Annotated in this window: 26 protein-coding genes and 1 tRNA gene; 25 read left to right on the top strand and 2 right to left on the bottom strand. The window is 52.6% G+C overall.

Annotation, left to right across the window (positions count from 1 at the left end; genetic code table 11):
- Positions 1-132: 132 nt before the first annotated feature.
- The 17 genes from DESMU_RS06835 to DESMU_RS06755 all read left to right on the top strand — a co-directional run bounded on the left by DESMU_RS06835 (position 133) and on the right by DESMU_RS06755 (position 11,322).
- Positions 133-789, top strand: coding sequence for a 30S ribosomal protein S6e (locus tag DESMU_RS06835; RefSeq protein ID WP_013562856.1), 657 nt, complete (start codon positions 133-135; stop codon positions 787-789).
- 99 nt (positions 790-888) lie between these two features.
- Complete coding sequence (locus DESMU_RS06830; RefSeq protein WP_013562855.1) at positions 889-2,145, top strand: translation initiation factor IF-2 subunit gamma; 1,257 nt, start codon at positions 889-891, stop codon at positions 2,143-2,145.
- The gene (locus DESMU_RS06825) at positions 2,132-2,554 is read left to right on the top strand and encodes a type II toxin-antitoxin system VapC family toxin (RefSeq protein ID WP_013562854.1); all 423 of its coding nucleotides are present in this window, start codon (positions 2,132-2,134) and stop codon (positions 2,552-2,554) included. The genes DESMU_RS06830 and DESMU_RS06825 overlap by 14 nt, the downstream gene beginning before the upstream one ends.
- A 106-nt stretch (positions 2,555-2,660) precedes the next feature.
- Entirely contained in the window at positions 2,661-3,230 is a 570-nt protein-coding gene (locus DESMU_RS06820; protein ID WP_013562853.1) for a DNA-directed RNA polymerase, read from the top strand.
- On the top strand, positions 3,227-3,433 hold the full coding sequence (gene spt4 / locus DESMU_RS06815) for a transcription elongation factor subunit Spt4 (protein ID WP_013562852.1): 207 nt from the start codon (positions 3,227-3,229) through the stop codon (positions 3,431-3,433). Before DESMU_RS06820 ends, spt4 begins: the two co-directional genes overlap by 4 nt.
- Positions 3,426-3,917, top strand: coding sequence for a DUF359 domain-containing protein (locus tag DESMU_RS06810; protein ID WP_013562851.1), 492 nt, complete (start codon positions 3,426-3,428; stop codon positions 3,915-3,917). Before spt4 ends, DESMU_RS06810 begins: the two co-directional genes overlap by 8 nt.
- Positions 3,898-4,254 (top strand): 30S ribosomal protein S24e, encoded by a 357-nt coding sequence (locus tag DESMU_RS06805; protein WP_245526438.1) that lies wholly within the window; start codon positions 3,898-3,900, stop codon positions 4,252-4,254. The genes DESMU_RS06810 and DESMU_RS06805 overlap by 20 nt, the downstream gene beginning before the upstream one ends.
- Positions 4,254-4,415 (top strand): 30S ribosomal protein S27ae, encoded by a 162-nt coding sequence (locus DESMU_RS06800; RefSeq protein ID WP_013562849.1) that lies wholly within the window; start codon positions 4,254-4,256, stop codon positions 4,413-4,415. The genes DESMU_RS06805 and DESMU_RS06800 overlap by 1 nt, the downstream gene beginning before the upstream one ends.
- A gap of 52 nt (positions 4,416-4,467) precedes the next feature.
- Complete coding sequence (gene kae1 / locus DESMU_RS06795) at positions 4,468-5,535, top strand: KEOPS complex N(6)-L-threonylcarbamoyladenine synthase Kae1 (RefSeq protein ID WP_013562848.1); 1,068 nt, start codon at positions 4,468-4,470, stop codon at positions 5,533-5,535.
- Positions 5,526-6,206, top strand: coding sequence for a Kae1-associated kinase Bud32 (locus DESMU_RS06790; RefSeq protein WP_013562847.1), 681 nt, complete (start codon positions 5,526-5,528; stop codon positions 6,204-6,206). Before kae1 ends, DESMU_RS06790 begins: the two co-directional genes overlap by 10 nt.
- Positions 6,199-6,777 carry an RdgB/HAM1 family non-canonical purine NTP pyrophosphatase gene (gene rdgB, locus DESMU_RS06785; protein WP_013562846.1) on the top strand — a complete coding sequence of 193 codons (579 nt, stop codon included), beginning with the start codon at positions 6,199-6,201 and terminating at the stop codon, positions 6,775-6,777. The genes DESMU_RS06790 and rdgB overlap by 8 nt, the downstream gene beginning before the upstream one ends.
- Before the next feature lie 105 nt (positions 6,778-6,882).
- A complete protein-coding gene (locus DESMU_RS06780; RefSeq protein WP_013562845.1) occupies positions 6,883-7,365 on the top strand; it encodes a 30S ribosomal protein S15 in 483 nt (160 codons plus the stop codon).
- A gap of 58 nt (positions 7,366-7,423) precedes the next feature.
- Positions 7,424-8,566 carry a hypothetical protein gene (locus DESMU_RS06775; protein WP_013562844.1) on the top strand — a complete coding sequence of 381 codons (1,143 nt, stop codon included), beginning with the start codon at positions 7,424-7,426 and terminating at the stop codon, positions 8,564-8,566.
- A complete protein-coding gene (locus DESMU_RS06770; RefSeq protein ID WP_013562843.1) occupies positions 8,563-8,823 on the top strand; it encodes a KEOPS complex subunit Pcc1 in 261 nt (86 codons plus the stop codon). Before DESMU_RS06775 ends, DESMU_RS06770 begins: the two co-directional genes overlap by 4 nt.
- Positions 8,824-8,926: 103 nt before the next feature.
- Positions 8,927-9,574 carry a 30S ribosomal protein S3ae gene (locus DESMU_RS06765; protein WP_013562842.1) on the top strand — a complete coding sequence of 216 codons (648 nt, stop codon included), beginning with the start codon at positions 8,927-8,929 and terminating at the stop codon, positions 9,572-9,574.
- A 78-nt stretch (positions 9,575-9,652) separates the two neighbouring features.
- Positions 9,653-10,963 (top strand): bifunctional sugar-1-phosphate nucleotidylyltransferase/acetyltransferase, encoded by a 1,311-nt coding sequence (gene glmU, locus DESMU_RS06760; RefSeq protein ID WP_013562841.1) that lies wholly within the window; start codon positions 9,653-9,655, stop codon positions 10,961-10,963.
- The gene (locus DESMU_RS06755) at positions 10,963-11,322 is read left to right on the top strand and encodes a DUF2095 family protein (RefSeq protein ID WP_013562840.1); all 360 of its coding nucleotides are present in this window, start codon (positions 10,963-10,965) and stop codon (positions 11,320-11,322) included. The genes glmU and DESMU_RS06755 overlap by 1 nt, the downstream gene beginning before the upstream one ends.
- Positions 11,323-11,364: 42 nt before the next feature.
- On the opposite strand, the gene DESMU_RS06750 is transcribed toward DESMU_RS06755, so the two are convergent.
- The gene (locus tag DESMU_RS06750; RefSeq protein WP_013562839.1) at positions 11,365-12,600 is read right to left on the bottom strand and encodes a redox-regulated ATPase YchF; all 1,236 of its coding nucleotides are present in this window, start codon (positions 12,598-12,600) and stop codon (positions 11,365-11,367) included.
- Positions 12,601-12,682: 82 nt separating this feature from the next.
- Here DESMU_RS06750 and DESMU_RS06745 point away from each other — a divergent pair, with 82 nt between their 5' ends.
- From DESMU_RS06745 to DESMU_RS06730, 4 genes are read left to right on the top strand one after another with little or no spacing between them, the layout of a single operon-like run.
- Entirely contained in the window at positions 12,683-13,345 is a 663-nt protein-coding gene (locus DESMU_RS06745; RefSeq protein ID WP_013562838.1) for a 50S ribosomal protein L15e, read from the top strand.
- The gene (locus DESMU_RS06740) at positions 13,309-13,785 is read left to right on the top strand and encodes an RNA-binding domain-containing protein (protein ID WP_013562837.1); all 477 of its coding nucleotides are present in this window, start codon (positions 13,309-13,311) and stop codon (positions 13,783-13,785) included. The genes DESMU_RS06745 and DESMU_RS06740 overlap by 37 nt, the downstream gene beginning before the upstream one ends.
- An 18-nt stretch (positions 13,786-13,803) precedes the next feature.
- Entirely contained in the window at positions 13,804-14,415 is a 612-nt protein-coding gene (locus DESMU_RS06735) for a PHP domain-containing protein (RefSeq protein ID WP_013562836.1), read from the top strand.
- 33 nt (positions 14,416-14,448) lie between these two features.
- Positions 14,449-14,919, top strand: a complete 471-nt coding sequence (locus tag DESMU_RS06730; RefSeq protein WP_013562835.1) for an Rpp14/Pop5 family protein — start codon at positions 14,449-14,451, stop codon at positions 14,917-14,919.
- A 12-nt stretch (positions 14,920-14,931) separates the two neighbouring features.
- On the opposite strand, the gene DESMU_RS06725 is transcribed toward DESMU_RS06730, so the two are convergent.
- Positions 14,932-15,016: transfer RNA gene (locus tag DESMU_RS06725), tRNA-Leu, on the bottom strand.
- Positions 15,017-15,265: 249 nt separating this feature from the next.
- Here DESMU_RS06725 and psmA point away from each other — a divergent pair.
- From psmA to rrp41, 4 genes are read left to right on the top strand one after another with little or no spacing between them, the layout of a single operon-like run.
- Positions 15,266-16,006 (top strand): archaeal proteasome endopeptidase complex subunit alpha, encoded by a 741-nt coding sequence (gene psmA, locus DESMU_RS06720; protein ID WP_013562834.1) that lies wholly within the window; start codon positions 15,266-15,268, stop codon positions 16,004-16,006.
- A 41-nt stretch (positions 16,007-16,047) separates the two neighbouring features.
- Positions 16,048-16,743 (top strand): ribosome assembly factor SBDS, encoded by a 696-nt coding sequence (locus DESMU_RS06715; RefSeq protein ID WP_013562833.1) that lies wholly within the window; start codon positions 16,048-16,050, stop codon positions 16,741-16,743.
- A gap of 5 nt (positions 16,744-16,748) precedes the next feature.
- Positions 16,749-17,465 carry an exosome complex RNA-binding protein Rrp4 gene (gene rrp4, locus DESMU_RS06710; RefSeq protein ID WP_013562832.1) on the top strand — a complete coding sequence of 239 codons (717 nt, stop codon included), beginning with the start codon at positions 16,749-16,751 and terminating at the stop codon, positions 17,463-17,465.
- Positions 17,462-18,193, top strand: a complete 732-nt coding sequence (gene rrp41 / locus DESMU_RS06705) for an exosome complex exonuclease Rrp41 (RefSeq protein WP_013562831.1) — start codon at positions 17,462-17,464, stop codon at positions 18,191-18,193. Before rrp4 ends, rrp41 begins: the two co-directional genes overlap by 4 nt.
- Positions 18,194-18,195 lie beyond the last annotated feature (2 nt).

Below are 18,195 nucleotides of genomic sequence, written 5' to 3'. Positions count from 1 at the left end.
TGCTTTAATTAACCTAGCTGGCGCTGTTAAAGCACCGTGGAGGCCGCCTACATGCATCCAGGGCGGTAGCTGAGTATAAAAGGAGGCTCCAACATTAGAGCCATGTGTCCACCGGGCAACTGGTGGTTGGATATGCCTGACTTCAAGATAGTGGTAAACGACCCGGAAGCCCCTAAGAAGGAGAAGCTAGTCAAGGTTAAAGTAGAGGGGGATTCCGAAATCCCGTTCACCGATAGAGTGAAGGAGAAGTTCGAGCTACCGGTCTTCAAGATGAATAGTAAGACGGCTGCAGAGATCGGCGCCGTGCACGGTGTAGCCACCATAAGGGTGAGGCGCCCTGACACAGGCGACAAGGTCAAGTTCACCGGTAGAATAGTTATCGATGACAATGTACCCGACTACGTTGTCAAGGTCAACATGGAGCAGTTGATAAATGCCACTGGGCAAAACGAGCTGGAGGGCGTGATCTTCCGTGCGAGAGCATGGCAGATAAGGGTCAACGATGAGAGGACTCAGTCGCTGCTAGGCCTCAGGATAGGTGACTCCATAGATGGCTCCATAGTGGGCTTGAAGGGTGTGAGGCTAACCATAACCGGTGGAAGCGACATAAGCGGCTTCCCAATGAGGCCTGATGTAAGCGGGCCGGTTAAGAAGAAAGTACTGCTGTCGGGTCCCCCGGGCTTCCACCCGGAGGAGGATGGTGAGCGTAGGAGGAAGATGGTGAGGGGTAACACGATAGCACCCGACATAGTTCAAGTGAACACCAAGATCACTTATGAATCCAAGTAGCCTGCGGTACGCTGGTATGAAACCGTTTTCAACGCATCCTTGAACACTTATAAGTAGAGTCACTCCTAATTATCCCCTGGTTGAAGCGGGTAATTAGACATGCCATGGGACATTAAACCACCCGAGGTCAACATAGGTGTTGTAGGACACGTCGACCACGGTAAGACCACGCTGGTTCAAGCCCTTACAGGCGTCTGGACAGCTAAGCACAGCATGGAGCTTGAGCGTGGAATGACTATTAAACTAGGGTATGCTGACGGAAACATCGCCTACTGCGACGGCATGCCCACGCCTGACGCCTACACGACGAAGGAGCAGTGCCCGGATGGCTCCGAGTCAAGGCTCATTAGGAGAGTCAGCTATGTGGATGCACCGGGCCACGAGTCCTACATGACAACTATGTTGAGCGGTGCAATGATAATGGATGGAGCAATACTGGTTATCGCAGCCAACGAGCCGTGTCCCCAGCCGCAGACCGTGGAGCACTTAATGGCGTTAAACATCCTGGGCATCAGGAACATCGTGATAGTGCAGAACAAGATCGACGTCGTCGACAAGAAGCGAGCCCTCGAAAACTACAATGAGATCCTGAAGCTTGTGAAAGGCACTGTAGCCGAGAACGCCCCCGTGATACCTGTAAGCGCCCTCCACAACGTTAACATAGATGCACTGCTACAGGCAATAGAGGAAACCATACCCACACCGGAGAGGGATTACAGCAAGCCCCCATTAATGTACGTCGTAAGGAGCTTCGATGTAAACAAGCCGGGGACCCCGTATGATAAGATAGAGGGTGGAGTAATCGGGGGAACACTCCTCCAGGGTAAGTTCAGGGTTGGAGACGAAGTCACAATACTACCGGGTATGAGGGTGCAGGTGGGAGGCGCCAAGTCGCAGACCTTTAAATACGAGCCTGTGACAACCAGCATCGAGGAGATACGCTACGGCAACCTCGTCGTGGAGGAGGCTAAGCCGGGTGGACTCGTAGCTCTTCAAACAAAGCTAGACCCCTCGCTGACCAAGGGGGATCAGCTCGTGGGCTCCGTGGTAACCAGGCCGGGCAACGAGATCCCGGTGGTGAAGACCCTTGAGGTAAGATACCAGTTATTCGAGAGAATAGTGGGTGCGAGAGAACTGGTGAAGCTGCCGCCGTTACAGGCAAACGAGAAGATAGCGGTCGCCATAGGTGCAGCGAGCAGGGTGGCCGTTGTGAAATCCGTGAGGAAAGACGTTATGACGATAGAGCTTACGGATCCAGTGGCTACTTGGAGTGGCTCCAGGATAGCTATCAGCCGCCGTGTGCTCGCCAGGTGGAGGCTTGCTGGATGGGGGATAATAGAGGGTGTCTCAGAGTAGGGGCGTAGCTGTTTTACTGGATACAAATATGCTCCTCCTAATGGCTGAAGGCATACCCCTCATGGATCAAATAGAGGAGAAGCTCCTCGCGAAGCCAAGGTACATTGTAATAACCCCGGTTCTAAACGAGTTAGCCAAGCTGGCTTCAACGGGGAAGCCGAGTGTAAGCAGGAGGGCTAGGCTTGCACTCGAAATCATAAGCAGGTTCTGCGAAGTCGTGGAATACCAGTTGAAGCCCGGGGAAAAAGTGGACGACGCCATAGTGAGGTATGCACTGGAGAACGAGGCGATAGTCGCCACCAGTGACCGGGAGCTCAGGCGGAGGCTGAGGGAGCACGGCCTCCCCGAGATATATCTGCGTGAGGAATCCTGGAGGATAGATGTGGAAGGAGTGCCCTCCAGCTACTAGGATCAAGCATGCGTGGATAAGGGTCGCCGGAGACCTATATTTAAACCCGGCTACCAATTAGAGATATCTATACCTACATGCTTACATAGAAGCACGGTGTCCAAGCATGTACTCATTGATCAAGATAAGAGATGTCGTCAGGATACCGCCATCGAAGTTCGGTAGACCAGTGAAAAACGTCGCCCTCGAAGAGCTGCGTAGCAGGTATGAGGGTGCAATAACATCCATAGAGACCCCTCGCGGTGAAAGCAAGCTGGGGATAGTTGTCACAATAGTGGACGCCAACGTGGATGAAAACGGGAGGATACTCCCGGGAGACGGGGCAACATACCATGACGTCGAAATGTATGCGCTCGTGTTCACCCCATTCATCAAGGAAGTGGTAGAGGGTGAAGCCGTCACAGTCACCAAGTCCGGCATATACGTGAATCTAGGCGTCCTAGACGGCTTCATCCATATAAACCAGGTTTCCGAGGAGAAAGTGGTCTTCGACCCAGCCCGTACAGCACTAGTATTGGAGGAGTCGAGGAGGGTGATTGAGAAGGGGGATGTCCTCAGGGCGAAGATATATACTATTGGATTACTGCCGGGTAAGGGATTGAGGATCCATATGACGATGAGGCAGACATACCTCGGTAAAACGGATTGGCTCCGGAAGCAAGGTGAGCAGAAGTGAGCAGTAAGAGCAAGGCCTTCAAGGCGTGTAGGAAGTGCCGTTCACTCGTACCCAAGAACGCTACCGTGTGCCCGGTGTGCGGCTCCCAGGACTTCACAATGGAGTGGAGTGGCGTCGTAATAGTGATAGACCCGGAGAACTCGAGGATAGCTAAGACCCTTGAAATAAAGACGCCGGGTAAATACGTGGTTAAAATTGACTAGGAGGCTGCCGGTGCTTAAACTACCCGAGGAGCATAGATCATTCCTCGGCATCCCCCAGGGAGACCTCTACGTATCCCGCACCAGGGGGCTTGTCCAAGGGCTGGAGGCGGATGTAGCCGTCGGCGACGTGGTTTCAAGAAACCACACGGTCGCTTTAAGGGTCACGGATGCTAAAACCAAGAGGAGTATGACCGTGGACACCGGTCTAAGCAGGTGCGACACCACTATCGTCAACCCTCCTGGATCGATAAGCATGCAGGCTTTCACAGCCTCACTGATGAAGCAGGCTAAAGGGATCTGCGTGATCGGCGAGGAGGATCTACTGGTGATCCCGTTCACGCTTACATGGGGCAGCGTGATATACGGGCAACCGGACACAGGCGTCGTGAAAACCGCTTCCAGGGAGAGAGCTTTAAAAATACTTAAAGGATTAAAACCACACATGGCTATTATCAACCTGAAAGGTGAACAGCGAAATGGGTAAACCCGTAGTGCTCGGCAAGTATAGTGGCGAGATAGTGGAGGAGAAGTATAACCCGTTGATCAAGAGGCTGGAGCTGAAGATACGTGTAGGCCACCCAAACGAGGGGACCCCGAGTAAAGGACTACTCAGGCTCGAGCTAGCCAAGATCTATGGTAAAGGAGTCAACCTAGTATACATCAGGAACGTTAAAACCGAGTACGGGCTGGGAGTAAGCCTCGTTGAAGCCCACGTGTACGATAGCGAGGAACGCGTTAAGCTTTTCGAGCCTGAATACATTATTAAACGCAACGAGGAGTCCCTCCAGAAGGTTTCACAAAGCCAGGAGGCTGGTGCTTAATGCCCTACATTCACAAGCTCTACGAGGTAGACTATAAAACCGGCACCGTGAAGAGGAAGAATAAAATGTGCCCGAAGTGCGGCTCCTTCATGGCGTTCCACAAGGAGCCTGTTGCCAGATGGCACTGCGGTAAATGCAACTACACGGAGTACGTGAAGTAGCAGCGCGATCTAAACTCATCGCCAGCACCCCCTGGTTTTTGAGAGGAAGCACATGCCGGGAATCCCCATACCCTTCAAGCTACCTGTGGCAACCGGGGGCGGGAGGCTAAGGATCCTTGGCGTAGAGTCCACGAGCCACACCATCGGGATAGGCGTGGTCGAATACTTTGATGGAAGCGTTGAAGTACTCGCCAACGTTAACAGCCAGTATAAACCGGAGAAGGGAGGGCTACACCCGAGGGAGGCATCCCTCCACCATGTTAAAGCCGCTCCCCAATTACTCCGTGAAGCCTTGGGGAAGGCCGGTGTATCAGTCAGGGAGTTGAATGCTATAGCTGTATCCATTGGGCCAGGTATAGGTCCATGTCTAAGGGTAGGCGTCACACTGGCTAGATTCCTCTCGAAATACTACGGTATACCCTTCGTCCCCGTGAACCATGCTGTCGCCCACATAGAGATAGGTAAGCTATACAGTGGTTTCAACGACCCTGTGATCGTGTATGTTTCAGGCGGGAACACCATGGTGGTTGTACAGAAGGATAAACGCTTCAGGGTCATGGGGGAGACCCTTGACATACCCCTGGGAAACCTGTTCGACACGTTTGCAAGGGAGATAGGTATAGCACCACCCTATGTGACTGAGGGAAGGCATGCTGTGGATATATGCGCCGACTGGAACCCTGATTTCCAGCCACTGCCATACACGGTGAAAGGCAGTGATCTAAGCTTCTCAGGGCTGCTAACGGCTGCACTGAGGCTCGCGAGAGAGGCCCGTGGAGACAAAGGGATCCTTGGCAGGATATGCAACAGCCTAAGGGAAACAGCGTTCAACATGCTCATAGAGGTTTCAGAGAGGGTTCTAGCATTGACCGGTAAGAAGCAGCTCCTCCTGGTTGGAGGCGTGGCGTCGAACAGGGTTTTAAGGGGGAAGATGGAGACCCTTACCTCCATGTATGGTGTGAAATACTATGGGACCCCGCCGGATGTGGCGGGTGATAATGGTGCAATGATAGCTTACACAGGGCTACTCCTGTACCTTCACAACATGGTGAGTGAGCCGAGTGAAACCCGTATAAGGCAGAGATACAGGATAGATGAGGAGTTGTATCCATGGCTGTAGACGGGGAAAACCCCTACTCGTGGGGTGCTGAAGCCACCATATACCTCGGTGAGTTCCTCGGTAGGAGAGTAGTCGTTAAAAAGCGTAGGAGTAAACCATACAGACACCCCCTCTACGACTCACTCTTCATACAGTCGAGGACAAGGACCGAGGCGAAGATACTCGTGGAGCTCTACACCGCAGGGATCAATGTACCGGCACCCATAATTGTGGATATAGAAAACGGTGTACTCGTAATGGAGTATGTTGAGGGAGAGAGAATGTCGGAGGCTCTTGGAGCCATGAGTATTGAGGCGGTCGTAGATGCTGCACGTGACGTGGGCAGGCAGACTGCTTTAATGCACAACATGGGGGTATACCACGGCGACCTCACACTGGCAAACATGATTCGCTCCAGACGCGGAGTCTACATAATAGACTTCGGGTTAGCCGGCTACAGCACGGACATCGAGGAGTACGCTATAGACATACATTTACTCCGTAAAAGCGTCTCCACACTACATCCACCGCTCCTCCAACCATTCATGGATGCATTCATGGAGGCCTACAAGGGGTACTATAAGGGGAACTATGAGGAGCTACTGCAGAGACTCAGGGAGGTCAGCATCAGGGGTAGATACGTTGACAGAGAGCTGAGAAGGACGGTGATGAGGGAGAGATACCTTGATTGAGCTACTCCTCCTCTCAGGTAACAAGCATAAGTACGCTGAGATCGCCGAGGTAGCCGGGAGATACGGTGTGAAGGTGACGCCGCTGGAGGGATTCAAGGTCGAGATACAGGATGACGATTTATCAAGGATAGCTTTAACGGCCGCGCTAATAGGATACTCCATCCTCGGTAAGCCCGTCCTAGTCGAAGACGCTGGATTATTCATCAAGGCGCTCAACGGGTTCCCGGGGCCGTATAGCAGCTACGTCTTTAAAACACTGGGAGTACACGGCATCTTGAAGCTGATGGAGGGCGTTGCGGAGAGGGATGCATGCTTTAAATCTGTTGCAGTAGCAGTCGTCGACGGCAATGTGGTGAAGGGTTATGGAGAGGTATGCGGCTACATAACCGTCGAGCCAAAGGGGAGCAGGGGCTTCGGCTTCGACCCCATATTCACGCCGAGGGATCAGCCGGGGAGAACCTTTGCCGAAATGGATGTCGCCGAGAAAAACAAGTATAGCCATAGAGCGAAGGCTGTTGCAGCGGTCTTCGAGAAGGTTGGAAGCCTCCTAGGGGTGTCGATGCATGGATAGGGTTCCCAGAGCGTTGGAATCATATTTAAAACCCGGTCTTTAATATGGTCTTAATAGTGTATCGTTTAGCTCGGGAAAACACTGCGTGGAAGAGGTTGTGCAGCAATGAACAAGAAGAGGGATAGGGGAAGCTCGCATTCAACGAGGCCTGCGAGAGCCGGGCCGCCCAGATGGCTGAAGCTAGATATGAGTCCAAACGACGTGGAGCTGCTTGTCGTCGAGCTAGCTAAGAAGGGGTATACTCCCTCAATGATAGGCGTGATCCTCAGGGATCAATACGGTATACCACTGGTTAAGCAGGTCACCGGTAGGAAGCTCGTGGAGATACTTGAGAAGCACGGTGTCAAGATAACCATCCCCGAGGATTTGATGTCGCTCATCCAGAAGGCTGTCAACCTGAGGAGGCATCTCGAGGAGCACCCGAAGGATACGCATAGCCAGAGGGGGCTAATAGAGGTGGAGTCGAAGATACACCGCCTCGTCAAGTACTATAAGAGGATTGGCAGACTGCCGCCTGACTGGAAGTACGACCCCGAGAAGGCCAGGCTACTTGTCTCACAGGGTATATATGCTTTTACACACCAGTAGTTGCCTTGATTTGAAGCACTAAAACCCGTGTCGCCATCACCTATACCTGGTGGATGTTTTGGGTAGGGCAGACCTGGTTTCCCTCATAACTAAGAATAAGAGTATAAGGATACTCACGGATACCTCCCTGGACTCCTTGCTCGCCGCAGGCATCTTGATGAAGACTCTTAGGGAGCATAATTTCACAGTGAGAGTGACGCTCGACGCGAAGACCGTTATAGATGAACGGGATTTCCCCACGATAATGATTAATCTACCCCCGTTGAACCAAAGCATGCATGCCTCCATCAGCTATGAGCGGGATCACACTGCAACGGGTTCCGTGGCAAGCACGCTGGACGACTTGTTCGCGCTAGAATGGTGGGATAAAGCCCTCTCCATTGTAGCCGGCCTCTACAGGGGGCTCTACGACTTCAAGGAGGGGAAGTTCAAGGGTGTTGAAGACCGTATTCTCAGGGAGCTCCTGGACAACAAGAAGCTTGAGGAAGCCCCCACGTTGCCTAGGGCATGGGGGATTAAGAGGGTGGGCTTCGTCTCGGCTTTCAGGAGAACCCTTATACCGTTTATGCAGGGTTTCACAGGGAACCCGGATAGTATCCGTGGACTAGCCTCCAAGGTTTTCGGGAAAGACCCTGATCAATTGAGAAACATAGATGCTTCAAACGAGAAGGAGCTGGATCTATTACTGAACTTCCTCATGGAGCTGGCGAAAGCCCTCAACCTCAGCATTAACGAGCTCTCGAATAAGATCCTCGGGGACTTCGTAATCCCCCCTGACGTATTCGGGGAGCTCGAGCTCCAGTTGAGTGAAGCCATGGGGGGACTCCTAGTCTTCGGCAGCCTGTTTAAAGACTCACCGCTACACGTGGTCAGCGTCAGCCTGGATCCAAGCATTCTCCCATCGATCCTCTCGATCTACGACTCCTACATTGATGAAGCCTCAAGCGTCCTAGGCATGGTGATACCTGAGTGGCTGGCGAAGAGAGGCGACTACATAGATGTAGAGGAGTACTTTGAGCGCCCCGGCCTCATCGTGGATATTCTCGCAGACCTCAATGCTCTACCACCCAACAAGCCTGTCTCAATACTTTACAATGGGCAGAGGGTTACAGAGCTAAGGGAGCTCTTAAGGATCGGGGTGAAACCCGAGGAGGCTTACACGCTGTGCGACGAGGTACAGTTATGCGTGGTGAAACAGTGACGGCTACATGCTCACATGTAAGGGTGGCAGGCGGGCAACGCTACATTGAGGCACTCTATGCATCACTCCACCCTGACAACATGGAGCCAGCCCGTGGGATGCGTATCTCTGAATCCCTCGTGAAAGGGGTCTACGAGGTTGAAGTATGCGTTGAAAACGGGTTGAGAGACTCCTTGAAGACTGTGCGCTCCACCGTCGACGAGATACTCGGCTTGATCACGATGCTTGAAGCCGTGGTTGACGCACTAGGTGCTTGAAGCCCCGGGGGTCCCCGTGGCTGCATCCATGTGCCCTGAATGTTTAAATATCCCTTTTACGTATTAGGTCGCCTGGTAAAAGTGATTATCAGGGTTGGCTGATATGTCTTCGAAGCACAGGGTTGTCGTGAAGGACAAGTGGAAGATTAAGAAGTGGTTCGAGGTAGTCGCACCTGCATCGCTTGGAGGGGTTAGTCTCGGCACTACTCCCGCCGACATGCCTGAGAAGCTTATAGGTAGGGTCATAGAGACAACCCTGTACGATATAACCGGTGATATAACGCAGGTACACGTGAAGCTCTACCTGCAGGTAGTATCCGTTGAAGGAAACAAGGCTGTAACCAGGTTCAAGGGTCATGAGCTGGCCCGCGACTACATGAGGAGCTTGATAAGGAGGAAGAGCAGTAAGATCCAGGGTATATTCGATGTCACCACGAAAGACGGTTACATACTACGCCTCACAATAGTAGCCTTGACGAGCTACAGGTGTAAGACCAGTCAGAAGAGAGCCATTAGGAGAGTGATGCGGGACTACATATATAAGAAGGCTGGCGAGCTCACGCTCGATGAGCTGATACAGGAGATAATGAGCTACAAGGTGTCCAACGAGATCTCCGAGCTAGCTAGGAAGATATATCCTATTAGAAGAGTCGAGGTATACAAGTCCAAGCTGCTCATGGTGCCGTCCCCCGAGGGGCCGAAGCCGGCTGTGGTTGTTTCCCCGTTACAGTTGAAGGCTGAGAGCAAGTAGCCGCCTTCCTTCCCGGCCCAGGGTCGCCGGCCGCGTTCAACCATGTTTATTTAGTATTACACCACTAATTTCATCACCTTGAGGGAGAACACGGCTCAAGGGAGACTGGTTTTGAAAGCAGTTATACTTGCAGCGGGGAACGGGGTGAGGCTGAGGCCGATAACTGAGACACGGCCTAAGCCGCTCATACCGATCCTGTGTAAGCCTATGCTTGAATGGCATCTTGAAAGGCTCGCCGGGGTAGTGGACGAAGTAGTCCTGGTGGTTGGATACATGGGTGAAGCAGTGAGGAGGTTTGTTGAGGGAATGAAGCTACCGTTCAAGACGAGGTTTGTGGAGCAGGGTGAACCCAGGGGCACAGGGGACGCAGTTGTGAAAGGGGTGAGCGGGCTAGACAGCGATGAGGAAGTACTGGTAATATACTCGGATGTATTCACTCCTGTAAACATAATCCCCGAGATAGCTGGGGCGGAGGGGAATATACTCGTAGCCAGCGAGGTGGAGAATCCGAGAGACTACGGCGTGGTGATCGAGGAGAACGGTTACTTTAAGAGAGTACTGGAGAAGCCTGCTGAATCCTACTCCAGGCTGATCAACGGCGGGATATATAAGTTGAGGGTGGGAGACATACTTGCCAACAGCGACATAGCGCCGAGCCCCAGGGGTGAGCTAGAGTTCACCGATATATTGAACAATATGAGTAGGAGGGGTGTGGAAATCCGGGTTCACAGGCTTCCGGGATCCTCCTGGATAGACATAGGTAAACCGTGGCAGCTACTCGAAGCAAACAAGATGGCGTTGAAAAGCATTAGAAGGGAGATAAAGGGGAGTGTAGTCGGCCCGGTGCACATAGAGGGAGACGTGTTCATAGGTGAGGGAAGCATTGTGAAGCCTTTCACAGTGATCGAGGGACCCGTCTACATAGACCAGGGGGTTGAAATAGGCCCGAACGCGAGGATAAGGCCATGGAGCGTTATCTGCAAGGGGTCGAAAATAGGCTTCAGCGTCGAGGTGAAGGAAAGCATCATACTTGAAAACGTGCATGCAAGCCACCTTGCATACATAGGTGACAGCATCATATGCGAGGAGGTGAACCTGGGGGCTGGAACCATAACAGCCAACCTGAGGTTCGATGAGTCGACTGTTAAAATGCTGGTGAAAAACAGGCTTGAGGACACTGGGAGGAGGAAAATGGGGGCCGTGATAGGTGCCGGCGTGAAGACAGGCGTCAACGTGTCACTTATGCCGGGTGTTAAAGTCGGAAGCAACACGTGGATCATGCCTGGGTCAGTGGTCTACAGGGATGTAGACTCCAACTCTATCCACTATGCAGATGGACGGGTAGAGATAAAAGCCCGTGACGTCAAGAGTAATAATAGTGAGCAGTGATGCCGGGCACATACAGGATAGATGACTTCAGAAAGAAATACCCTCACCTAGCCCGGGAAATCCTAGATGGAGAAGGGGGCCAATCCATAGAGCTCACCGTGGACATGGGTTACTCCGACCCGTGGAGCGGCTACGTGCCAACGGTGATAGACTACATAAGGCGCTGTAAAAGCGTCTCGGAGGCCCTTGAAGTAATAGACTACCTCGTCAAACATGAAGAGTTAAGTACTAGGGACGCCGAGGAGTTGAGGACCCTGCTGAGGGAGAAGGGATTAGAGTTCTTCGGAGGGAGGAAGCAGGACGACTACTACTATAAGGAGGCCAGAAGGTACTGGGAGAAAGCCTTCGAGAACACATAGCTGTATCACGCAGGGAAACAACCTCTGAAGCAACGGGTGACCCTAGGCCTCCCTCTTGGACTTCGCCGCCACTATCTTGACGACGTCTCCGTTCTCAAGGATGTGATCCTCCCCTATCCTCCTCTTCCTCCTGGCGTCCACAGCGTAGAGGAAGCTCTCCCCGAGCTCTGTGTGAACCATGTACGCGAGCTCCCTTGCCGTGGTGTTTCCGGGCACAAGGTAGGCATCGGGCAGTATGTTTCCATAGTGGTCGGTGAACCTGTTCTCATCCTCAACAGGGTAGACAACTATTAATCCAAGCTTCTTGAAGACCGCCGTGTTCAATAGTTCTTGGACACCTGTTGAACCATAGTGTTTAAGCACGTTTTCCTCGATGAGTTTAAGCGCCTTCAACTGTTCACCGGTGAGCCTTGAAGCCTCCTTGACCCTGAATGATGAATCCCCTGGGATATACTCGATTAAACCGTTTTGAGCAGCCTTCCTGAGTATGTATTCTCCAAGCGCGCTCACAGGTATAACGTTCTCATCGCCGAATCTCTTCTTCAACTCCTTGACGTAGTCGGCTGCAATGGGTACATCTATCTTGTTTGCAGCTATGATAACTGGCTTACTGATCTCCCTCAGCGTTACTGCGAATAAGCCTACGTCCTCCAGCGTCCAGTTCTTGAAGGGCTTGCCCTCTAATCCAGCCCTCCTAACAGCCTCTATGACATGATGCCTCTTAACGCTTAAACCCGAGAGGTTTTGAACCATGAGATCCAGTGGAGCCTGCGAGGATGCAATATACCTCGATATCTTGGATTCCCATATGCGTGTAACCGTTGCCTTAAACCACTCGTTTATCTCGTTTAGAATCTTCTCCGCCTCCTCCACAGGATCCTGTGTGCCAGGGGGGACAGGGTTCCCCTCGAGATCCGTGGAGCCCGATGCGTCGACGACATGTATGAGGACGTCGGCCTGCCTCAGGTCATCCATGAACTTGTTTCCAAGCCCCCTACCCGTGCTGGCGCCGGGTATCAGCCCGGCGACATCGATCACCTTAACGGGGATAAACCTCTGCCCTGAGATGCAGAGCCCGCTCCGCGGGTTACACCCCGGGAGCCCTAGCTCCACGTGTGCGCACTTAACCCTTACGTGCCCGACACCTATGTTTGGCTCGATCGTTGTAAACGGGTGGTTAGCTATCTTGGCTGGCGCCAGCGTCATAGCCGAGAAGAGCGTGGATTTACCGACGTTGGTCTTGCCGACTACGCCGATAAGCTTCTCTGGAGGCGGCATCGAGTACACCACTCTACTGCCACTCACTTTTTATAAACCCCGCTAACGCATTTTATATACACCTAGACAACGGTGCTTAACCATGGCTAAGAGCATGTACCACTATATAGCTGAGACATGGAAGGAAGGGGGAGACGAGTTAGAGTCGTTGATGAAGCAGAGGCTCATAGAATGGAGGAGAGAGCCATCGGTTGTCAGAGTGGATGCTCCAACCAGGCTTGACCGGGCCAGGGCGCTGGGCTACAAGGCTAAGGTCGGCTTTATCATTGTACGCGTAAGGGTTAGGAAGGGAGGGCAGAGGAAGCCGAGGCCTGACAGTGGGAGGAGGCCTAAGAGGATGGGTGTCTACGGCTACGCGCCTGCGAAGAGCCTTAGGCTGATAGCCGAGGAGAGGGCTGCCAGGAAGTTCCCCGGGCTCGAGGTGCTCAACAGCTACTATGTTGCCGAGGACGGGAGGTACAAGTGGTTCGAAGTAATAATGGTTGACCCTCATCATCCATCAATATGCAGCGACCCCGAGATAAACTGGATATGTGAGCCGCAGAACAGGGGTAGAGTGTTCAGAGGGTTGACGAGCGCTGGGAAGAAGATGAGGGGCCTCAGGAAGAGCCGCGGGTTGAGAGGCACCGTGTACTATAAGTGGAAGCGGAAGCAGAAGGAGAGGGAGCTGAGGAAGCGGCATGAGGCCAGTAGGGGAGCACGTGACCCATGGCAGGTGGCAGAGAAGCTAAAGGAGGAGAAGTAGTCCTACGCTCTGTGGAGCTCTCGTCTTTTTGCCACGCTACAGAGGATTGTAGCAGGGTTCGCTCATCGCTCCTAAACCTACTGCCCCCTGAGCTCCGCTCCAGAGTAGTGCTCGTAGAGGAGGCCTTGGAGGGATACTACGGTAACAGGATAGTGGTTGTGAAAACCCAGATCCTTGAGGAATGCGAGAAGATCCTTGAATACCTCTCATCCATTATGAGTAGCTCGGAGAAATCCATCCTGAAGGCTACTCTCCCGCTTAGACTAGACCAGAGAACCGGGCGCCTTATCCTGCGTTTCAGTAAGCAGGATGCCTTCCGCGGTGAGGCAAGGCTACTTGACTCAGACGACGTTGTTAAAGTGGTGCTTCACTTCAAGGGTGCTAGAAGCCTCGAGAAGCTCTCAATGTATCTCGCGAAACACTCGCTTATCCAGGCATGATTAGCGAAGGGGGTTTAAGTGTTCATAGACGTCAATATTGCGAGATGCGATGGAGATGTATTGAAGCATGCTAGGAGACTCGGCTTTAAACTAGTTGCATGCAGTGGGGTGGAGCAGGCGGGGTTCAACGGGGTGGCCGTCGTGAGGAGGGTTGACGCGGCGACCGGGGATGTCGCCGAGTTAAGGAGCATCCTAGCTGAGCACGGGGGCTCCGCATACATAGCTGTTACACCATTATCCCTGAGGGTGGCAAGGTGGAGTGCCCACGACGAGAGAATAGACACCATTGTCATGACCGGCGGAAACATCGAGTTCTTCGATAAGAAGCAGTTCAGCGCTATGAAGACTTACGGCAAGCCCCTCGAGGTATCCGTGGGGGATTTCCTCAGGTTGGATGACGTTAAAGGAGGCCAGTTCTACAGGAGGGTAAACCTGGCGTTACGGATGGGTATTAGGCTTGTAACGGGTTCGGGGGCTAGGTGGTGGTGGGAGCTATACCACCCGTATGTCATCGTGAGCATGCTTTCATCAATGTATGATGTGCCGAGGCAGACGGCGCTAGCCTCTATTACTGCTGCACCCCTGCAACTCATGGCCTCGAAGAAAATACTGGAACACATATATAGTTAGCGATCCATCGTTGAAGAGTGGAGCGTGTAACGCATGGACCCCGTGGATGCATCAATATACATAGCTGTAGCAGCGTTGACAGCATCCATTCTAGCGCTCGCAGTCTCAGTTAAAGCCTACGGGACTGCTTCACGCGCCATTAGAGCAGCCGTACTCCTCAAGGGATCCGGTAAAGAGGTCATTGTTAAACCGAGGAAACGCTACATTGCCTTCTCCCTCGTGTGCGATAAACCCGTTGATAAAGGGGTCTTAGAGGATGCGTTCACAAGGCTTTACACGGAGTACTTTGGGAAAAGCACTCTCCAGAAGGCGTCCCCACAGCTGATACTGTTCCTCGAGGATAAGCAGGCAGGCGTGCTGAGAACCAGCCACCTCTACAGGGATCACACGGTGGCCGTGCTAGGCGCCCTTAAACATGTGGGTGACAGTAAATGCGTGGTGATACCGTTGAAGACCTGTGGCTCCCTCCGTAAATGCAGGGAGGCGGTTGAAAGAAAGCGTTAAGGGAGTGGGTTATGCGGGGGGTGGGATTTGAACCCACGCAGGCCTGTGCCAGCGGATCTTAAGTCCGCCCCCTTTGACCGAGCTCGGGCACCCCCGCGTCTCTCCCGAGTAATTATTGCTGGTAAGGGGGTTAAAAACCTCGTAGAAGAACGCCGGGTCATTTAATAAGGCCTCCACTACTCTATTAAAGGATGGATGATGACGCCGCTCCAGAATGAGGATGGATGATTGCTTCGCGACGATCTGATCAATACTCCTCGAAGCCTATGCCCGTAGCCAACCGTTAAGAGTTAAAAACGCGTTGCGACATGTAGAGTTAGCCAGGACTCAGAGTGGTGTGTTGAATATGGGTTTCTCCATGGCTGCAGCATATGATAGAGCTATAACGATATTCTCACCGGACGGACGGATCTACCAGGTCGAGTATGCTTTCGAAGCAGTGAGGAGAGGATGGACCACCATAGGTATAAGGACGAAGAGTGCATCAATAGTGGCAGCCGAGAAGAGGAAGATAACCCCTCTCGTCGACGAGAAGGCAATACAGAAAATCTTCAAGATAGATGACCACGTGGGGGCCAGCTACGCCGGCATGGCTGGCGATGGAAGAATCCTTATAAACTACGCTATAAGTCAAGCACTCCTCCACAGGTTCTACTACGATGAGCCTGCGCCAGTCGAATACCTTGCTAAACTAGTCTGCGACGTTAAACAGGCTTACACGCAGCACGCCGGCGTCAGACCCTTCGGTGTCGCAATGATCATAGCTGGAGTCGACGAGAAGGGCACCCAGTTATTCATGACGGAGCCTAGTGGAAGATACCTCAGCTACTATGCCACAGCGATCGGCGAGAAGAGTAACAATGTGATCGAGTTCCTCGAGAAGAACTACAAGTACGACCTAGATGTGGATGAATCATTGAAGCTGACGGTGCTCACACTAGCCGGGATAGTCGAGGGTAAACCCTACGAGGACTACATGGAGATAGGCTACGTTGACACTGAGAGCAAGCGCTTCAAGATCCTTACACATGAGGAGATAAGAAGGTATGTTGAAGAGCTCGAGAAGGAGGGTAAATTAAAGGCTTAACCAATCCCTGATCCCATGGCTCTGAAAGGGGTTTTTAAACCATGAAGGAGAAGCTGGTCATCGCACGCTACGAGGCCAAGGGGCATAGGTTCGAGGTCCTCGTGGACCCGGATCTAGCGCTTAAAATCAAGGAGGGGAAGCCCGTCAGCATAGATGAAGCCATCGCAGGGGACTTCGTGTACAAGGATGCCAGGAAGGGTTTGAAGGCATCCCCGGAGTCCATGAGGGAGGTCTTTGGAACAGATGACCCGAGGACTGTTGCACTCGAGATCGTGAAGCGCGGCGAGCTGCAATTGACAACCGAGCAGAGGAGGAAGCTCCTCGAGGAGAAGAAGGCGCAGATCCTCAACTTGATAGCTAGGAACGCCGTGGACCCTAAGACCAAGCTACCCATACCCTTAAAGAGGCTTGAACTAGCCATGGAGCAGGCTAGGGTGACAATAGACCCCTATAAGCCTGCGGAGCAGCAGATGGAGCACATTGTTTCACAGCTGGCTAAGGTCATACCGATCAAGGTTGCGAAAGCCTATGTAGCGGTTAGGATACCCAGTGAGCACGCTGGTAAGGCTTTGAAGCCGCTTCAATCCTTCGGTGTAAGCAAGAAGGTTCAGTGGCGTGAAGACGGGAGCCTCTACATGGAGCTCGAGATACCTGCTGGACTACAGCAGGAGTTAATAGATAGGGTCAACGCGTTGACCAAGGGTAGCGGTGAAGTCAAGATACTGAGCATAGGGTGATCGATGTGAAGATCCTTGTAGCAGATAGACAACTAGTTAGGCCGGGGGACTGCCTAGCTGTACTGGAGGAGGCGGCCCCGCAGGAGCTTAAGAGGTATCCTGAGAAACACATCTACGTCCTAGGAGGAAGGGTTTACAGCGATGTACTAGGCGTCGTCTACATTGAGGATAAGGATGTCAACGTGATTCCTCTTGAAAGCATATATTACCCTAGGAAAGACGACCTGGTAATAGGCGTTGTAAACGGCGTGGGGATAACCGCGTGGAGCGTTGACATAAGGGCTCCATACAAGGCTGTGCTACCCGGCTCAGACGTGATAGAAGGGTTTAACCCGATAATGCATAACCTTAGAAACTACCTGGATGTAGGCGACTTCATACTGGCAAAGATAGCTGTCTTCGACAGGTCAAGGGACCCTGTTTTAACCATGAAGGGGAAGGGGCTTGGGAAAATAGTGGACGGCGTTGTCGTCGAGGTCAAGCCCAGCAAGGTGGCTAGGCTCGTGGGGAGGAAGGGCAGCATGTATAACATCCTGACATCCACTAGTGGATGCGATATAACGATTGCTCAAAACGGATACGTGTGGTTGAAGTGCAGGGATGAACACACCACTAAAGTTTTAATACAGGCGATAAGACTCATTGAATCGAAAGCACACATGCGTGGATTAACAGAGGAGGTACGTGGATTCCTAGAGTCGAAGCTGGGTGGAAGCAAATGAGTGAAAAACCAGTCTTACTCAGAGAGGACGGGTTAAGGGTTGACGGGCGGAGACCAGACGAGCTTCGCCCCGTGAGGATAGCCATAGGGGTTTTAAAGAACGCTAACGGGAGCGCACTGGTGGAATACGGTAATACGAAGGCGCTGGCAGCCGTCTACGGTCCAAGGGAGGCTATGCCGAAGCATATAAGCCTACCCGACCGCGCAGTGCTCAGAGTAAGATACCATATGGCACCCTTCTCCACGAGCGAGCGCAAGTCACCCGCCCCATCTAGGAGGGAGATAGAGCTCTCCAAGGTGATACGTGAAGCACTGGAGTCAGTGGTCTTCACAACACAATACCCGAGGGCCAGTATAGATGTATTCATAGAGATACTTCAGGCAGACGGCGGCACCAGGACAGCAGGGTTAACTGCTGCATCACTAGCATTAGCCGATGCAGGGATACCGATGAAAGACCTCGTCATCGGCGTCGCCGTTGGAAAAGTCGGCGGCGTACTGGTCCTAGATATAAATGAGCTTGAAGACGAGTACGGTGAGGCCGATCTCCCCGTGGGGATCGCGCCGAACACTAATGAAATAGTCCTGCTCCAGCTCAACGGTGTTTTAACACCCGAGGAATTCAAGCAGGCCATGGAGATGGCTTTCAAAGGAGTTGAACAAATCTACAAGGTGGCTAAGGAAGCCATGTACCGCAAGTACCTTAAGATGCTTGAGGAGGTGAAGTAGGG

This window comes from Desulfurococcus mucosus DSM 2162, assembly GCF_000186365.1.
In the GTDB taxonomy this organism is placed as follows: Archaea; Thermoproteota; Thermoprotei_A; order Sulfolobales; family Desulfurococcaceae; genus Desulfurococcus; species Desulfurococcus mucosus.
The sequence above is the reverse complement of the archived record's forward strand: the minus strand, read 5'-3'. Positions and strand labels throughout refer to the sequence as shown.